The organism is Streptomyces sp. NPDC033174, from assembly GCF_055577795.1.
Genome location: NZ_JBVIPQ010000010.1, coordinates 1 through 15,824, shown reverse-complemented (window position 1 = coordinate 15,824; position 15,824 = coordinate 1). Strand labels below are relative to the sequence as shown.

At 69.7% G+C, this 15,824-nt stretch carries 17 protein-coding genes; 2 read left to right on the top strand and 15 right to left on the bottom strand.

The genetic code is table 11. The annotated features are described in order from the left end of the window. Positions 1–20: 20 nt before the first annotated feature. From tatA to ACZ5VC_RS27725, 9 genes are all read right to left on the bottom strand, one after another. Positions 21–302 carry a Sec-independent protein translocase subunit TatA gene (gene tatA / locus ACZ5VC_RS27765; protein WP_468709434.1) on the bottom strand — a complete coding sequence of 94 codons (282 nt, stop codon included), beginning with the start codon at positions 300–302 and terminating at the stop codon, positions 21–23. A 213-nt stretch (positions 303–515) separates the two neighbouring features. Then, positions 516–713 carry a hypothetical protein gene (locus tag ACZ5VC_RS27760; protein ID WP_469122740.1) on the bottom strand — a complete coding sequence of 66 codons (198 nt, stop codon included), beginning with the start codon at positions 711–713 and terminating at the stop codon, positions 516–518. Positions 714–741: 28 nt separating this feature from the next. Continuing rightward, positions 742–1,002 (bottom strand): hypothetical protein, encoded by a 261-nt coding sequence (locus tag ACZ5VC_RS27755; protein ID WP_468709735.1) that lies wholly within the window; start codon positions 1,000–1,002, stop codon positions 742–744. A 109-nt stretch (positions 1,003–1,111) separates the two neighbouring features. Next, positions 1,112–2,068, bottom strand: coding sequence for a helix-turn-helix transcriptional regulator (locus ACZ5VC_RS27750; protein ID WP_469122739.1), 957 nt, complete (start codon positions 2,066–2,068; stop codon positions 1,112–1,114). A 17-nt stretch (positions 2,069–2,085) separates the two neighbouring features. After that, a complete protein-coding gene (locus tag ACZ5VC_RS27745) occupies positions 2,086–3,066 on the bottom strand; it encodes a helix-turn-helix transcriptional regulator (protein ID WP_468709437.1) in 981 nt (326 codons plus the stop codon). A gap of 125 nt (positions 3,067–3,191) precedes the next feature. Beyond that, positions 3,192–3,572, bottom strand: coding sequence for an FKBP-type peptidyl-prolyl cis-trans isomerase (locus tag ACZ5VC_RS27740; RefSeq protein ID WP_468709439.1), 381 nt, complete (start codon positions 3,570–3,572; stop codon positions 3,192–3,194). A gap of 43 nt (positions 3,573–3,615) precedes the next feature. Next, positions 3,616–4,551 carry an FKBP-type peptidyl-prolyl cis-trans isomerase gene (locus ACZ5VC_RS27735; RefSeq protein WP_469122738.1) on the bottom strand — a complete coding sequence of 312 codons (936 nt, stop codon included), beginning with the start codon at positions 4,549–4,551 and terminating at the stop codon, positions 3,616–3,618. A 108-nt stretch (positions 4,552–4,659) separates the two neighbouring features. Next, positions 4,660–6,021, bottom strand: coding sequence for a Pup--protein ligase (pafA, locus tag ACZ5VC_RS27730; RefSeq protein WP_147990651.1), 1,362 nt, complete (start codon positions 6,019–6,021; stop codon positions 4,660–4,662). Between the two features lie 9 nt (positions 6,022–6,030). Further along, entirely contained in the window at positions 6,031–7,320 is a 1,290-nt protein-coding gene (locus ACZ5VC_RS27725; RefSeq protein ID WP_469122737.1) for an MFS transporter, read from the bottom strand. A gap of 122 nt (positions 7,321–7,442) precedes the next feature. Between ACZ5VC_RS27725 and ACZ5VC_RS27720 the strand changes: the two genes are divergently transcribed. Continuing rightward, positions 7,443–8,462, top strand: a complete 1,020-nt coding sequence (locus ACZ5VC_RS27720; RefSeq protein WP_469122943.1) for a LacI family DNA-binding transcriptional regulator — start codon at positions 7,443–7,445, stop codon at positions 8,460–8,462. A 169-nt stretch (positions 8,463–8,631) separates the two neighbouring features. Here ACZ5VC_RS27720 and prcA read toward each other — a convergent pair whose 3' ends face one another. From prcA to arc, 5 genes are all read right to left on the bottom strand, one after another. Next, complete coding sequence (prcA, locus tag ACZ5VC_RS27715) at positions 8,632–9,414, bottom strand: proteasome subunit alpha (protein ID WP_469122736.1); 783 nt, start codon at positions 9,412–9,414, stop codon at positions 8,632–8,634. Between the two features lie 62 nt (positions 9,415–9,476). Next, positions 9,477–10,319, bottom strand: coding sequence for a proteasome subunit beta (gene prcB, locus ACZ5VC_RS27710; protein ID WP_469122735.1), 843 nt, complete (start codon positions 10,317–10,319; stop codon positions 9,477–9,479). A gap of 173 nt (positions 10,320–10,492) precedes the next feature. Continuing rightward, positions 10,493–10,711, bottom strand: a complete 219-nt coding sequence (locus ACZ5VC_RS27705) for a ubiquitin-like protein Pup (RefSeq protein ID WP_468709447.1) — start codon at positions 10,709–10,711, stop codon at positions 10,493–10,495. Positions 10,712–10,916: 205 nt separating this feature from the next. Further along, the gene (dop, locus tag ACZ5VC_RS27700; protein ID WP_469122734.1) at positions 10,917–12,428 is read right to left on the bottom strand and encodes a depupylase/deamidase Dop; all 1,512 of its coding nucleotides are present in this window, start codon (positions 12,426–12,428) and stop codon (positions 10,917–10,919) included. Positions 12,429–12,695: 267 nt separating this feature from the next. After that, the gene (gene arc, locus ACZ5VC_RS27695) at positions 12,696–14,462 is read right to left on the bottom strand and encodes a proteasome ATPase (protein WP_468709450.1); all 1,767 of its coding nucleotides are present in this window, start codon (positions 14,460–14,462) and stop codon (positions 12,696–12,698) included. 253 nt (positions 14,463–14,715) lie between these two features. Here arc and ACZ5VC_RS27690 point away from each other — a divergent pair, with 253 nt between their 5' ends. Beyond that, complete coding sequence (locus tag ACZ5VC_RS27690) at positions 14,716–15,027, top strand: ferredoxin (RefSeq protein WP_469122733.1); 312 nt, start codon at positions 14,716–14,718, stop codon at positions 15,025–15,027. A 4-nt stretch (positions 15,028–15,031) separates the two neighbouring features. On the opposite strand, the gene ACZ5VC_RS27685 is transcribed toward ACZ5VC_RS27690, so the two are convergent. Then, entirely contained in the window at positions 15,032–15,598 is a 567-nt protein-coding gene (locus ACZ5VC_RS27685) for a hypothetical protein (RefSeq protein WP_469122732.1), read from the bottom strand. Between the last annotated feature and the right edge of the window lie 226 nt (positions 15,599–15,824).

The following is a 15,824-nucleotide window of genomic DNA, read 5'->3' as shown; positions in this document are numbered from 1 at the left end:
CGCGAGGGGCGGCCTTGGGGTCAGCGCTGGGGGGTGGTGTCGGTGGGCTCCGTGACGGGGCGGGCGCTGGTCACGTCGCCGGGCGCGGCCTTGATCGTGCGCGGCGCCGCGGGCTGCTCGGCCGGCGGGTCGGTGGGGGCGGTCTGCTGGCCCTCCGACTTCATCGCCTTCGCCTCGCTCTTCAGGATGCGGGCGGACTTGCCCAGCGAACGAGCCATCTCCGGAAGCTTCTTGGCGCCGAACAGGAGGACGACGACGAGGAGGATCAGAATGATCTCGGTGGGACCGATCTGTCGGAACATAAGCGTTGTCTACCTTCTCACCGAGGCGGCATGGGGCTGGGCTGCTGGCCGTCGAACGGACTGGTGTCCGAACAGCGGCCTTCAGCGATCGTAACTCGCACGGGTAAACGCACGGCAATCCCCGCGCATACTCCCGTTGCGGCCGGCGCCTCATCACCTGCGCCGCGATCAGCAGCGTACCTGTCGGGTCTGTCGAGGAGGAGACCGCGCCCGCTAGCGCAAGGCCTCGCCGGTACGGCTCAGATCGGTGGCCGCGCGCTCCAGATCCTCGGCGGCGCGGGTGATCCGCTCTGTGGTGCGGGCCACTTGGCGGCCGAGGCGCTGGGCCTCGACGAAGACCTTGATGCCGAGGATGCCGAGCACGGCGATCCCGAGGAACCCCAGGGCGATGGCGAGCATGGGCCAGAACATGCGCTGAGCCTAAACGGTGCGGGGGTGGTCAGGCAGTGGAGGTGGAGTGGAGACGCAGGGTGCGCACTCCGCCGCCGGTGAGGAGTTCGATGATGCGTTCGCCCGCCGGCTTGCGGACGGCACTGCCGCACTCGGGGCAGGTGAAGGAGTAGAAGGTGGTGCGGCTGCTGCCGCCGATCGCGAGGCGCAGGGCGCCTGCGGAGAGTTCGATGCGAGAACGGCAGTCGGGGCAGGCGGCCTTGAAGAGGACCGGCGCCATGGAGGCGGAGATTCCGTGCATCACGGACATTTCCCTCAACTTTCTCACCTTCGTCTGCTCGGTCGACTCCGTGCTCTGCCCGGCCGTCTCCGTCAGGTCCGCCGGGCGGAACCACCCCGGGCCTTCGCGGCCGGACCGCTCACTCCTGCGCGTCGTACGCGGCGAGGGCCTCGGCCGCCGCCCGCTGGGCGCTGTCCGCCAGGTCCTGCGGGGAGACGATCCGCCCGTCCCGGCCCAGCCGCAGCGCCAGCCGCCGCAGCGACGCCGGGGCGGGGGTCCGCAGGGTGATGCGCAGGCCGCCGTCCGGCAGCTCCTCCGCGCTGTCGTGCGGGTAGTACTCGGCGACCCAGCGGCCGCCCGGCCCGACCTCGACCACGACCTCCGGGTCGTCGGCCGACGGCTGGACGAGCCCCTCGGAGAGATCACGCAGTTCGATCTCCGGCGGCGCGGAGGGGTCGTCGAGGATCCGGATCTCGGCGACCCGGTCGAGACGGAAGGTGCGCCGGGCCTCCGAGAGCCGGCACCACGCCTCCATGTACGTGTGGCCGACGGCGAAGAGCCGGATCGGATCGACCTCGCGCTCGGTGAGCTCGTCGCGCGCGGGCGAGTAATAGCGGAGCCAGAGGCGGCGCCGCTCGGAGATGGCACGGTCGACCTCGGCGAAGACCCCGCCCTCCGATTCGAAGGTGACCGACAGCCGGGAACTGGCGCCGGCCGCCTCGCCGGCCGCGGTCTCCAGCTTGGCGGTGGCGCGCAGCAGCGCTTCGCGGTCGCCCTCCCGCAGCCCCGGGAGCGTGGCGACGGCGCGGGCGGCGACGAGCAGGGCGGTGGCCTCGTCGGCGGCGAGCCGCAGCGGCTCGGCGACGTCGTCGGGGTTGTGCCACCAGATCCGGTCGCCGTCGGTGTCGATGTCCAGGAGGTCGCCGCCCCGGAAGCTCGTCCCGCACATGGGCAGGACGTCGAGGTCGGAGATCAGCTCGTCCTCGGTGATCCCGAAGGCGCGGGCGACGTCGGAGACGTGCGCGCCCGGGCGCTCCCGGAGATAGGTCACCAGTGACAGCATCCGCCTGGTCTGGTCGATCGCGTTCGTGGCCATCGCTTGTACGGTCCCCCTCAACCCTTGGCGACGGCGCGCAGCCGGTCCACCACATCGGCCCGCAGATCCGCGGGCTCCAGTACGACGACGTCCGGGCCGAACTCGACGAGCCAGGCGTCCAGGCCGTGTCCGTACGGAATCTCCAACTCGTCCCAGCCGTCCTCGCGCTCCCGTACGGCGAGGGCGCGGGCGCGCAGCGGGTAGCCGCAGCCGGAGCGCAGCCTGATCACCGCCGAACGGGTCGCGGTCTCCCCCGCCCAGCTCTCGACGGTCTCGCGGACGGTCGAGACGTCGGGTACGGGGGCGGTGAAGGCGCCGGCCCGGGATCGGACCTTGCCGGTGATGCGGGAGAGGCGGAACACGCGCTCGGCGCCACGGTCGCGGTCCCAGCCGGCCAGGTACCAGTGGCCGCGCCAGCACTCCAGGGTCCAGGGCTCGACCTGGCGGGTCTCGGGGCGTGCGGCGTTCGCCTTGCGGTAGTCGAAGACGACGGGGCGGCGGTCGCGGCAGGCGAGCATCAGCGGTTCGAAGGCGGTCTCGTGGACCGGGATGCGGGGTTCCAGCGCGCTGTGCTGGGCGTCGTACGTGTCCTCCGCCTCGGGCATCCCCGCGGCGCGCAGCTTCTGCAGGGCGCCACTGGCGGCTCCCGCGAGGCGCGCCTGCTGCCAGACCTTGGCGGCGAGGCCGAGGGCGGCGGCCTCCTCGGCATCCAGGGTGATGGGGGGCAGCCGGTTGGAGTCGCGGCGGGCGAGATAGCCGGTGTCGCCGTCGAGGTTCTCCACGGTCTCGATCACCAGGCCGAGCTCGCGCAGGTCATCCTTGTCGCGCTCGAACATCCGGTTGAAGGAGTCGTCGTTGCCGGCCGCGCCGTCTCCGGGCCTGAAGGCCTCGACGTATGCCTCGATGGAGCCGCGCAGCTCACGCTTGCTCAGCGGGCGCCGGGTTCCCAGCAGGCACAGCGCCAGATTCATCAGCCGCTCGGCCTTGGCAATCGCCATCGACGCCCTGCACCTCTTCTGATGGAGTCACACTATCGCCCGATGACCGTACCGCCCCGGGGTGTCGTGGCAAAAGCGGAGGGCCCGTGCAGCCAGGCACGGGCCCTCGTTTCGATCAGAAATGATCAGCGCTTGGCAACGCCCACCAGGTCGCAGACGAAGATCAGCGTCTCGCCGGGGGCGATGGCGCCACCGGCGCCACGGTCGCCGTACGCGAGGTGCGCGGGGATGATCAGCTGGCGGCGGCCGCCGACCTTCATGCCCTGCACGCCCTTGTCCCAGCCCTGGATGACCTGGCCGACTCCGAGCTGAAAGTCCAGCGGGGTGCCACGGTTCCAGGACGCGTCGAACTCCTCGCCCGTGGAGAAGGCCACGCCCACGTAGTGGACCTTGACGAAGTCACCGGCGCCGGCGACCTCGCCGTCGCCCTCCCAGATCTCCTTGATCTCCAGGTCGGCCGGCGGCTCGCCGCCCGGGAAGTCGATCTCGGGCTTCTCGATGCTCACTGAACTTGCTCCTCAACTGATGAACTGGGCAACCGGGACAGTCTTACATCTTCGCCAGGATGTCCACGGCGAAGACGAGGGTGGAGTTCTTCGGGATGCCCTGCTGTTCCTTGTCACCGAACGCCTCGGCCGGGGGTGCGACGATGAGGATGCGGCTGCCCACCTTCTTGCCCACGATGCCGTTCTTGAGGCCCTTGAGCGTGACCTGCGCCAGCGGGAAGTTCGCGGTCTTGCCCGTGTCGAAGGTGGAGTCGAACTTCTTTCCGTCCTTCCACAGCAGCGCGACGTAGTTCACGACGACTGTGTCGGTGGCCTTGACGACCTCGCCCTTGGACTCCAGGACGTAGGTGGAGACGAGCTTGGCCGGCGGGGCGGACTTGGGGACCGTGACCGTGGGGGCCTTGCCGTCCGTGTTGGTGCCGACCTTCGGCAGGTCGATGTTGTCCTGGGCGACCGGGGTGCCCGCGGCGGACTTGGGGATGGTCGTCGCCTTCAGGATGTCGACGACGAAGACGAGGGTGGCGTTGGGCTTGATGTCGCCCTGGCCCTGATCGCCGTAGCCGAGCGCCGGCGGGATGCCGATCTCGACGCGGCTGCCGACCTTCTGGCCCTCCAGGCCCTGGTCCCAGCCCTTGATGACCTGTCCGGCGCCGAGCGTCAGGTCGAACGGCTGTTTGCGGTCGAAGCTGTTGTCGAACGGCTTGTCGGAGTCCCAGGCCTGACCCAGGTAGTTGACCTGAAGGGCGTCGCCCTTCTTCGTGACGGCGCCGTCGCCCTCGCTGATGACATTGACCTTGAGTTCCTTGGGCGGGTCGCCTTCGCCCTTGGCGAGGGTGGGCTTCTCTCCGAACTTGGCACCCGCGGTGATGGCGGGGAGCCCGTTCTTCATCGAGGCGGATTCGGATCCCTTGTCATTGCCACAGGCCGCTGCCGACAGCAGCAGCAAGGGGACGACGAGAAGGCCGGCAAGTCGGCGCACGTGTTCCTCAGATCTCAGACGGCACAGTAGTTGCCCGACACTCTAGGGCGTGCCGAGGGCCCCGCACGAGGAACGTGCGGGGCCCGGGTCGCCTTCCGGAGGGCGGTTCTACATTCCGGCGATCAGCTTTTCCACCCGGTCGTCGACCGACCGGAAGGGGTCCTTGCACAACACGGTGCGCTGCGCCTGGTCGTTGAGCTTGAGGTGGACCCAGTCGACCGTGAAGTCCCGTCGCTGCTCCTGTGCGCGGCGGATGAAGTCGCCGCGCAGCCGCGCCCTGGTGGTCTGCGGGGGCACCGACTTGCCCTCGAAGATCTTCAGGTCGTTGCAGATCCTGGCGGCCTGGCCCTTGCGCTCGAGGAGGTAGTACAGACCCCGCCGACGGTGGATGTCGTGGTAGGCGAGGTCTATCTGCGCGACCCTGGGGTGCGACATGGTCATGTTGTTCTTGGCGCGGTACCGCTCGATGAGCTTGTACTTCATGACCCAGTCGATCTCGGTGCCGATCCGGTCGAGGTCCTCCGCCTCGATGGCGTCGAGCGTGCGGCCCCACAGCTCGAGGACCTGGGCGACGGTGCCGGTGCGGATGCCCCGGCGGTCGACGAAGTCCACGGCCTTCTCGTAGTACTCCCGCTGGACCTCGAGCGCGGATGCCTCGCGCCCGCTGGCGAGGCGGACCTTGCGCTGGCCGGTGATGTCGTGGCTGACCTCGCGGATCGCCCGGATCGGGTTCTCCAGGGTCAGGTCGCGCATCACCGTACCGGCCTCGATCATGCGCAGAACGAGGTCGGTGGCGCCGACCTTGAGGAGCATCGTCGTCTCGGACATGTTCGAGTCGCCGACGATGACATGCAGACGGCGGTAGCGCTCGGCGTCCGCGTGCGGTTCGTCGCGGGTGTTGATGATGGGACGCGAACGGGTGGTGGCGGAGCTGACGCCCTCCCAGATGTGCTCGGCACGCTGGCTGACGCAGTAGACGGCTCCGCGCGGCGTCTGGAGCACCTTGCCGGCGCCGCAGATCAGCTGCCGGGTGACGAGGAACGGAATGAGGATGTCCGCGAGCCGGGAGAACTCTCCGTGGCGGGCGACGAGATAGTTCTCGTGGCAGCCGTAGGAGTTTCCCGCCGAGTCGGTGTTGTTCTTGAAGAGATAGACGTCGCCCGCGATTCCCTCCTCGTGCAGGCGGCGTTCGGCGTCGACGAGCAGGCCTTCGAGAATGCGCTCGCCCGCCTTGTCGTGGGTGACCAGTTCGGTCACGTTGTCGCATTCGGGTGTCGCGTATTCCGGATGCGATCCCACGTCGAGGTACAGGCGGGCGCCGTTCCGCAGGAAGACATTGCTGCTGCGGCCCCATGACACAACACGGCGGAAGAGGTAGCGCGCCACTTCGTCAGGTGACAGTCGGCGCTGTCCCCTGAACGTGCACGTGACGCCGTACTCGTTCTCCAGCCCGAAAATGCGGCGGTCCATGACTGAACATTACGCCTGATGGCGTGAGCTGAAACCGGGTTCGACTGCACCGTTTCGATCATTTTCCGATGAGCTCGTGATGACCTCGGCGTGTCGCGCCGAACGGCCGGGAACTGCGAGGACCCTTCCGGTGGCCATCAGGACCAGCAGGGCGGCGATTCCACCGGCGCCGGCGACGGCGAAGCCGGCGGGGGTCCCCCAGAGCTCTACGGCCGGGCCGGCGGCGGCCGTTCCGACGGCGGCGCCGACGCCGAAGGTGGTGACCAGCCAGGAGAACGCCTCGGTGACCGTACCGCTGGGGGCGTGGCGGTCGACGACGATGAAGGCGCAGGCGATGGCGGGGGCGAGGAACACGCCGGAGACGGCGGCGAGTGCGGTCATGGCGAGCACGCCGGGGGTCAGCGTCAGCGGCAGATAACCCAGGGCGAGCAGGCCGACGATGACACGCAGTCGGCGCTCGGGGGGACCTGCCCACCGACGTGCGCCGTAGACGACTCCGCCGAGGAGCGCGCCGAGTCCGAGTGCGGCCATCAGCCAGCCGTAGACCGATTCGCGGCCGTGGTCGTCGGCGTAGGCGACACCGGCGACGGTGATGGAGCCGAGAGCGAGGCCGACGAAGAAGAACGAGCCGAGCAGGGCGAGGAGTCCGGGTGAGCGCAGCGCGCCGAGCCAGTGGGCCTCCCGGGGTGCGGAGCGCCAGGCGCGGGAGGGCTCGCTGACGACGACGGAGAGGGCGCCGAGGACGCCGAGCACGTTGATGACCAGCAGCGCGGCGGCGGGGGACCACAGGGAGACGATCACGGTCACCAGCAACGGTCCGACGGTGAACATGACTTCCTGGGCCACGGCGTCCATCGCGTACGCGCGGTGGACCCGGTCCTCGCGTCCGAGGACGCTCGGCCACAGGGCGCGCAGACCGCCTTCGAGGGGCGGGGTGAAGAGGCCCGCGACGGTGACTGCGAGGTAGGCGAGGAGGAGCGGCTCGATGCCTATGAGCGCCAGCAGTGCCATGCCCAGGGCGGAGACGACGGCCGCGGGGAACTGGACGCGGGGCTGGCCGCGCAGGTCGACGGCACGGCCGAGCAGGGGCTGGCCGACGGCGGTGGCGAGGCCGTAGGCGGCGGCGAGGCCTCCGGCGAGGCTGTAGCTGCCGCCCTCGGAGCGGGTGAAGAGCACGATGGCGATGGGCGCGGTGCCGTTGGGGAGCCGGCCGACGAGGGTCCCGGCGAGCAGCCGGGCGGCGTGCGGCGCCTTCAGGATGTCCAGATATCCCGTGGCTGCCTTGGCCTCGGTGGCCATGTGGCTCCTCTCCCCCGGGCGTCCCGACCGAGGTTTTACGTATAACGTCCTGGGTCATACGTACCATGTCGGCAGCCCGTGGGTCCACCCTCGGGGCGGTGACGTCGATCGCGGAGGCATGTGTGCAGACCCCGGAGTCCGTCGGCGGGACGCGCCCCACCAGCCGGGATGTCGCACGCGTCGCGGGGGTCTCCCAGGCCACCGTGTCCCTGGTGCTGGGCGACAAGTGGCGCGGACGGGTCTCCGAGCGCACCGCGGGGGTCGTCCGCGAGGCGGCGCGGGAGCTGGGCTACCGGCCCAATCTGGCGGCCCGCAATCTGCGGCTCGGCCGGACCAGGACGGCGCTGCTGGTCGTTCCGGCGCTCACCAACGAGTTCTTCGCCCGCGTCTACACGGGCGCGGCCACGGTGGCCGCGCGACACGGCTTCGGCGTGGTGCTGTACCCCTCCCCCGCCGGCGTCGGTCCGGCCAAGGACCCCTTCGCCTCCGCGCGGGCCGCGCTGGACGGGGTGATCGCCTCCTCGATGGCGGCCGACGCCCTCACGGCGTTCCGCGGCACCGACCTTCCTCTGGTGATGCTGGACAGCGATCCCTCGGACCAGTCCGCCGCAGCCCATGTCAACCTCGACATCGCCGACGGGATGCGGCAGGTGACGGAGCATCTGCTCGGTCTGGGCCACCGCCGCTTCGTGCATCTGGCGTCGGCGGTGCCGTCCTGGACCTTCGATGTAAGGGCCGCGGCGCTGGCCGAGTCGCTCCGGGGCGTCTCCGTGCGGACCGTACGGGCTCCGCTGGACGTGCACGCGGCCCTGGAGACCGCCGAGCGGGCGCTGACCGCGCCGGGCCCCCGGCCGACGGCGTTGATCTGCGACGACGACATCCTGGCCGCCGGCGCCTGCAAGGCGGTGCGGCGGCTCGGGCTGCGGGTTCCCGAGGACGTCTCGGTGACCGGTTTCGACGATCTGGCGCTGGCGACGGCGGTGGAACCGGAGCTCACGACGGTCCGGCTGCCTGCCGAGCGGGTCGGCGAGCGGGGCATGGAGGCGCTGCTCGCGGTCCTGGCCGGCCGGCCGCCGGAGACCGTGGACCTACCGGTGACCCTGGCCGCCCGGGCCTCCTCGGGCCCCCCGCCCCGGGCCTGACCGCCCGCGCGGGCCCCGCACGGCGGCCGGCCGGTCCGCGCCCGCGGCGACCCGGCCCGCCTTCCAGCCGGTGAGGCCGAGGGGCTTGCCGGCCCCGGGAAACGGCGAAGCCCCGGCCCGTCCGCTGGTGCGGCGGGCCGGGGCGGCCGAGACGAACACCGGGCGGCGGTTACACCGCGGGGCCGCCGGGGGCGTCCTTGCCCGGTTCCGGGGCCTCGTCGGACGGTGCATCCGTCGGGGTGGACGGGGCGCCGTCGGCCTCCAGGAGGCGGGCGAGCTGGCGGCCGACGATCCGCTTGAACTTGCGCTCCTGCGGACGGGTGCGGTCCAGGACCGCCACCTCCAGGCGCTCCGCGGGGATCTCCCGCTCGCTGCCGTTGGTGTCCCGGGACAGGGCCTGGACGGCCAGTTTCAGCGCCTCCGCGAGCGACATGCCGTCGCGGTGCCGCTGGTCGAGGAAGCTGCCGATCTGCTCGGCGTTGCCGCCGACCGCGACCGAACCGTGCTCGTCGACGATCGATCCGTCGTGGGGCAGCCGGTAGATCTGGTCGCCCTCGGGTGAGACGCCCACCTCGGCGACGACCAGCTCCACCTCGTACGGCTTCTCGCCGGCGCTGGAGAAGATCGTGCCCAGCGTCTGGGCGTAGACGTTGGCGAGGCCACGGGCGGTGACGTCGTCGCGGTCGTAGGTGTAGCCGCGCAGGTCGGCGTAGCGCACGCCGCCGATGCGGAGGTTCTCGTACTCGTTGTACTTGCCGGCCGCGGCGAAGCCGATCCGGTCGTAGATCTCGCTGAACTTGTGCAGCGCGCGGGACGGGTTCTCGCCGACGAAGACAATGCCGTCGGCGTACTGCAGCACTACGAGGCTGCGTCCACGGGCGATGCCCTTGCGGGCGTACTCCGCCCGGTCGGCCATGGCCTGTTGAGGTGAGACATAGAACGGCGTCGACACCGGCTATCCGTCCCTTTCTGTTATTGGCGTGGAGGCACCTTCCAGCCGTGGCTGGCGGATCATCAGAGCAGCGCGGCGCGCGGGCCGTCGGGCTGTTCGAGACGGCGCTCCAGGATCACGCGGGCGACGTCGGAGGACTCCGCCTCGGTGAGGCGGCGGAAGCCCTCGTCCGTGATGACGGTGACGATGGGGTAGATCCGGCGGGCCACGTCCGGGCCGCCGGTCGCCGAGTCGTCGTCGGCGGCGTCGTACAGCGCCTGGATGACCAGGGTGATGGCCTGCTCCTCCGTCAGATCGCTGCGGTAGAGCTTCTTCATCGCTCCACGGGCGAAGATCGAGCCGGAGCCGGTGGCCGCATACCCCTGCTCCTCGGAACGGCCGCCCGTGACGTCGTACGAGAAGATGCGGCCCTTCTCGCGGTCCACGTCCCAGCCCGCGAAGAGCGGGACGACGGCCAGGCCCTGCATGGCCATGCCCAGATTGCTACGGATCATCGTGGAGAGCCGGTTGGCCTTGCCCTCCAGGGAGAGCTGGACGCCTTCGACCTTCTCGAAGTGCTCCAGTTCCAGCTGGAAGAGCTTGACCATCTCCACGGCCAGGCCGGCGGTGCCGGCGATGCCCACGGCCGAGTACTCGTCGGCGGGGAAGACCTTCTCGATGTCACGCTGCGCGATCATGTTGCCCATCGTGGCCCGCCGGTCACCGGCGAGCACCACGCCGCCGGGGAAGGACGTGGCGACGATGGTCGTCCCGTGCGGTGCCTCGATGGCGCCCTGCACGGGCAGACTCCGATTGCCCGGCAGCATCTCGGGCGAGTGGTCGGCCAGGAAGTCCAGGAACGAGGACGAGCCCGGCGTCAGGAAGGCTGCCGGCAGACGCCCGGTGCTACGAGGGTTGGCTTCCACGCGTTTCCTTCCGGATGAGAGAGGCGGCCCGCCAGTGGGACGGCCGGGCCGATCTTGCGTACTGTGCACGGACCTTACCCGTGTCGCCGCCGGTCATCCGTCCCGGTGCCGACAGCTTTCGCCGAGGACACCGGAACGGACAACTGCGGTCGTCCCGGAGGCAGTCCGGGGAGCTACTCGCCGCCCTTTTGCACAAAGGACCGCACGAAGTCCTCGGCGTTCTCCTCGAGAACGTCGTCGATCTCGTCGAGTACGGAGTCGACGTCGTCCGAGAGCTTTTCCTGACGCTCCTTGAGGTCCTCGGATGCCTGCGCGTCCTGCGCCTGCTCCTCGACCTCCTCGGTGGAACGCGTCGACTTCTGCTGTCCGCCGCCGGTGTCCTTGGTCGCCATTTCCCTCACCCCGCTCGGTTTGCCCGCCTGGTTCGGTCTCTCAAGATCAGACCCTACAAGCCAGGTCTGACATCGGCCCCGCAGTTACGGGAACGTCCGGGGGCCACCACCATGATTCCCGGCCGGGAGCCCTTTCAGCCGTACTCGGGGCCCCGGGCGTGCGCGGATCCGTCCGGAGGCCGCCCTCGTGCCCCCTCAGAGGCCCTCAGCTGCCCGAAAGGACGCGGACGAGTTCCTCGGCCGTACGGCACCGGTCCAGGAGCTCCTTGACGTGGTTACGGGTCCCCCGGAGGGGTTCCAGGGTCGGGACGCGCTGGAGCGAGTCGCGCCCCGGCAGGTCGAAGATGACCGAGTCCCAGGAGGCGGCGGCCACGTCGTCGGCGTACTGCTCCAGGCAGCGGCCCCGGAAGTAGGCCCGGGTGTCCTCCGGGGGCTTCGTCTCGGCCCTCTCCACGGCCGTCTCGTCCAGGAGCCGCTTCATCTTCCCGCGGGCCACCAGACGGTTGTACAGGCCCTTGTCGGGCCGTACGTCGGCGTACTGCAGGTCGACGAGGTGCAGCCGGGCGGCGTCCCAGTCGAGGCTGTCACGGCGGCGATAGCCCTCCATGAGCTCCCGCTTGGCGACCCAGTCCAGCTCCCCGGACAGGCTCATCGGATCGTTCTCGAGCCGGTTGAGGGTGTCCTCCCAGCGCACGAGGATGTCCTTGGTCTGCTCGTCGGCGTCCGCGCCGAAGCGCTCCTCGACGTATTTGCGGCCGAGCTCGAAGTACTCCATCTGGAGCTGGACGGCGGTGAGTGTCCGGCCGCTGCGGAGCGTGATCAGATGGTGCAGCGTGGGGTCGTGGGAGACCTGGTGCAGGGTGCGGACCGGCTGGTCCACGGCCAGGTCGACATTGATGAAGCCGTCCTCGATCATGGAGAGGACCAGGGAGGTCGTGCCGAGCTTCAGGTAGGTCGAGATCTCGGACAGGTTCGCGTCGCCGATGATCACGTGGAGCCTGCGGTACTTCTCCGCGTCGGCGTGCGGCTCGTCCCGGGTGTTGATGATCGGCCGCTTGAGGGTGGTCTCCAGGCCGACCTCGACCTCGAAGTAGTCCGCGCGCTGACTGAGCTGGAAGCCGTGCTCGCGGCCGTCCTGGCCGATGCCGACCCGGCCGGCGCCCGTGACGACCTGCCGGGAGACGAAGAAGGGCGTGAGGTGGCGCACGATGTCCGAGAAGGCGGTCTCCCGCTTCATCAGGTAGTTCTCGTGCGTTCCGTAGGACGCGCCCTTGTTGTCGGTGTTGTTCTTGTAGAGGTGGATCGGCTGGGCCCCGGGGAGCTGGGCCGCGCGCTCGGCGGCCTCTGCCATGATCCGCTCGCCGGCCTTGTCCCAGAGCACGGCGTCGCGGGGATTGGTGACCTCGGGGGCGCTGTACTCCGGGTGCGCGTGGTCCACGTAGAGCCGGGCGCCGTTGGTGAGGATGACATTGGCCAGGCCGATGTCCTCGTCGGTGAGCTGACTGGAGTCGGCGGCCTCGCGGGCGAGGTCGAAGCCGCGGGCGTCCCGCAGCGGGTTCTCCTCCTCGAAGTCCCAGCGGGCGCGGCGCGCCCGGTGCATCGCCGCCGCGTACGCGTTGACGATCTGGGACGAGGTGAGCATGGCATTGGCGTTCGGGTGGCCCGGAACGGAGATGCCGTACTCCGTCTCGATGCCCATTACTCGCCGTACGGTCATGCGGCCCTCCTTGCCCGGCGGCGCTCCCGCTCGGGAACGGCGCTCAAGTACCGCTGCTTCTCCGGTGCGTGTGCGGGGCCCGTCTCCGCACTGCGCGACCCGGCGGTACCGAAGAGCCTAGAGCGGCTCTGCGCTGGTGGGGAGATCAATTCCGTCATTGCTCCGGTGTCGTCGAATCATGGCCGAAGACCGTGGAATGCAACCGGCTGCGGACGCCCTCCCCCGCCTTCGCGGGGGATCCCAGGACATCCGCAGCCGGCCGGTGTCTTACAGGTACTGACCGGTGTTCGCCACCGTGTCGATCGAGCGGCCGGTGTCCGCGCCCTGCTTTCCGGTGACAAGGGTGCGGATGAAGACGATCCGCTCGCCCTTCTTACCGGAGATCCGGGCCCAGTCGTCCGGGTTCGTGGTGTTGGGCAGGTCCTCGTTCTCCTTGAACTCGTCCACGCAAGCCTGGAGGAGGTGGGAGACCCGAAGGCCCTTCTGGTTGTGGTCGAGGAAGGCCTTGATGGCCATCTTCTTGGCCCGGTCGACGATGTTCTGGATCATCGCGCCGGAGTTGAAGTCCTTGAAGTACAGGACTTCCTTGTCGCCATTGGCGTACGTGACCTCGAGGAAGCGGTTCTCCTCGGACTCCGCGTACATCTGCTCCACGACCGACTGGATCATGGCGTGGGCAGCTGCCTCCTTGGAGCCGCTGTGCTCGGACAGGTCGTCCGCGTGCAGCGGCAGCGAGGCCGTGAGGTACTTCGCGAAGATGTCCTTCGCGGCCTCGGCGTCCGGACGCTCGATCTTGATCTTGACGTCGAGCCGGCCCGGCCGCAGGATCGCGGGGTCGATCATGTCCTCACGGTTGGAGGCGCCGATGACGATGACGTTCTCCAGGCCCTCCACACCGTCGATCTCGGCGAGCAGCTGGGGGACGATGGTGTTCTCCACGTCCGAGCTGACACCGGAGCCACGGGTGCGGAAGAGGGATTCCATCTCGTCGAAGAAGACGATGACGGGGGTACCCTCGCTCGCCTTCTCCCGGGCACGCTGGAAGACGAGACGGATGTGCCGCTCGGTCTCACCGACGTACTTGTTGAGGAGCTCGGGGCCCTTGATGTTGAGGAAGTAGCTCTTCCCCGCGGGCTGACCGGTCACCTCGGCGACCTTCTTGGCAAGGGAGTTGGCGACGGCCTTCGCGATCAGCGTCTTGCCGCAGCCGGGCGGACCGTAGAGCAGGATGCCCTTCGGGGGCCGCAGTTCGTGCTCCTTGAAGAGGTCCGGGTAGAGGTACGGAAGCTCGACCGCGTCGCGGATCAGCTCGATCTGGTTGCCCAGTCCGCCGATCTTGTCGTAGTCGACGTCCGGGACCTCTTCGAGGACGAGCTCCTCGACCTCGCTCTTGGGGACCACTTCGTAGACGTAGCCGGACCTGGGCTCGAGAAGCAGGGCGTCGCCGGGGCGGATGGTGATGTCCAGCAGCGGCTCGGCGAGCCTGACCACCCGTTCCTCGTCGGTGTGCCCGATCACCAGGGCACGCTCGCCGTCCTCAAGGATCTCCTTGAGGGTGACGATGTCCCCGGCACGCTCGAACTCCATGGCCTCGACCACGTTGAGCGCCTCGTTGAGCATGACTTCCTGGCCGCGCCGGAGCTCGTCGAGCTCGACGCTGGGACTGACGTTCACCCGGAGCTTGCGGCCCCCGGTGAAGATGTCGCACGTGCCGTCCTCGTTCGCCTGCAGGAAGACACCGAAGCCGGCCGGCGGCTGTGCGAGCCGGTCGACCTCCTCCTTGAGGGCCACGATCTGGTCGCGGGCCTCACGGAGCGTATTGGCGAGCCGCTCGTTCTGAGCGGACACGCCGGCCAGGTTGGTCTGCAACTCGACGATCCGCTCTTCGAGAATCCTCGTATGACGCGGAGAGTCGGCGAGCTTACGTCGCAGGACGGCGATTTCCTGCTCGAGATAGGCAACCTGGCCGGCAGGGTCTTCAGACCCCCGCCCCGGCCGGATGCCGCGGTTGATGTCGTCGTCGTGGGCTGCCACGGTCCTCACCTCCTCCAAGGGGAGCTGGACGCTTCCTGACCCTACCTGGGTGGGTGTCGATTGAAACCCCTAGATCACAAAGACTGTCGAGGTGTGTCCGATCTTCACCCTTGCGCTCTCCCTCACGCCAGGTGAATACCCACCCATCAACATCGGAAAGCGGGCGGTTGTATCGTCGGAGTGGTCAACACCCGTCAGGGCTGGCCCGACTTAGAAGCGCGAAGCTCATCCGACGCAGGAAACGGCAGGAGATATGACCGTGCAGCACGAGGCTCCGACCGCACCGGCCGGGGAGGCTCTGGAGGTCTGGATCGACCAGGATCTCTGCACCGGCGACGGCATCTGCGCGCAGTACGCCCCGGAGGTCTTCGAGCTCGACATCGACGGCCTGGCCTATGTGAAGGACGGGGAGGACGAGCTGCTGCAGGCCCCGGGGGCGACCACGCCGGTGCCGCTGACCCTCCTGCAGGACGTCGTGGACTCCGCGAAGGAGTGCCCGGGCGACTGCATCCACGTCCGGCGCGTGTCGGACAGGGTCGAGGTCTACGGCCCCGACGCCGAGTGACCGCTCAGGCACTCAGCGCTTCGACCTGGGTGGTGCGGACGAACTTCCCGCCCCTCCACTGCCACTTGACCCGCTCCCTCTGATCGGGACAGCAGCCCGGTACGTCCGGTGACGAGTAGCCGAGCAGCGTCGCCGTGACCGATCCGTCACGTACCGCGAGGGACTCGACGTTCTTCTTCCGGCCGGGCTCGACCAGGGTGGCCACCACGCGTGCCGCGCCGTCCCTGCCGAGGGTCAGGACGTAGACGCCGCTCGGCGGCGTCCCGGAGCCGGCGTCGCAGTGGACCACCGCGACGGTCTCCGGACGCCCGTCCCCGTCGAGGTCCCCGGACGCCTCGCGAGCCACCACGCTGCCCACGGGGCCGCATTCCAGGGGGAACCGCACGGCGGCCGGGTCGGGCGCCGCCACGGCCGCGGGGGCGGCCTGCGGGGCCGTCTGGGAGGCCGTGGCCGGGCCGGGTTGCAGCAGACCGGCGGCCGCGACGACCCCGGCCATCGCGGTGGCCGTGGCGAGCCAGTGCACCGGGCGGGCGTGGGTGTGCGCGAGGTCCGGGACGACGGAGGTCTGCACGCGGGATGTCTCCTGTGGCGGTCGTGCGGCGGGGGGTGGCCAGCATCGTGCCACACGTCACAGGAGGGCGGAACAGCTGGGGTTCGCACCGGACGGAACACCCGGCCGCCGAACGTGAAGGTGCCGGGGGGGGGGGGGGGTGTTTGGGGGGGGGGGGGGGAGGGGGGGGGGGGGGGGGGGGGGGGGGGGGGGGAGGGGGGGGGGGGGGGGGGGGGGAGAGGGGGGA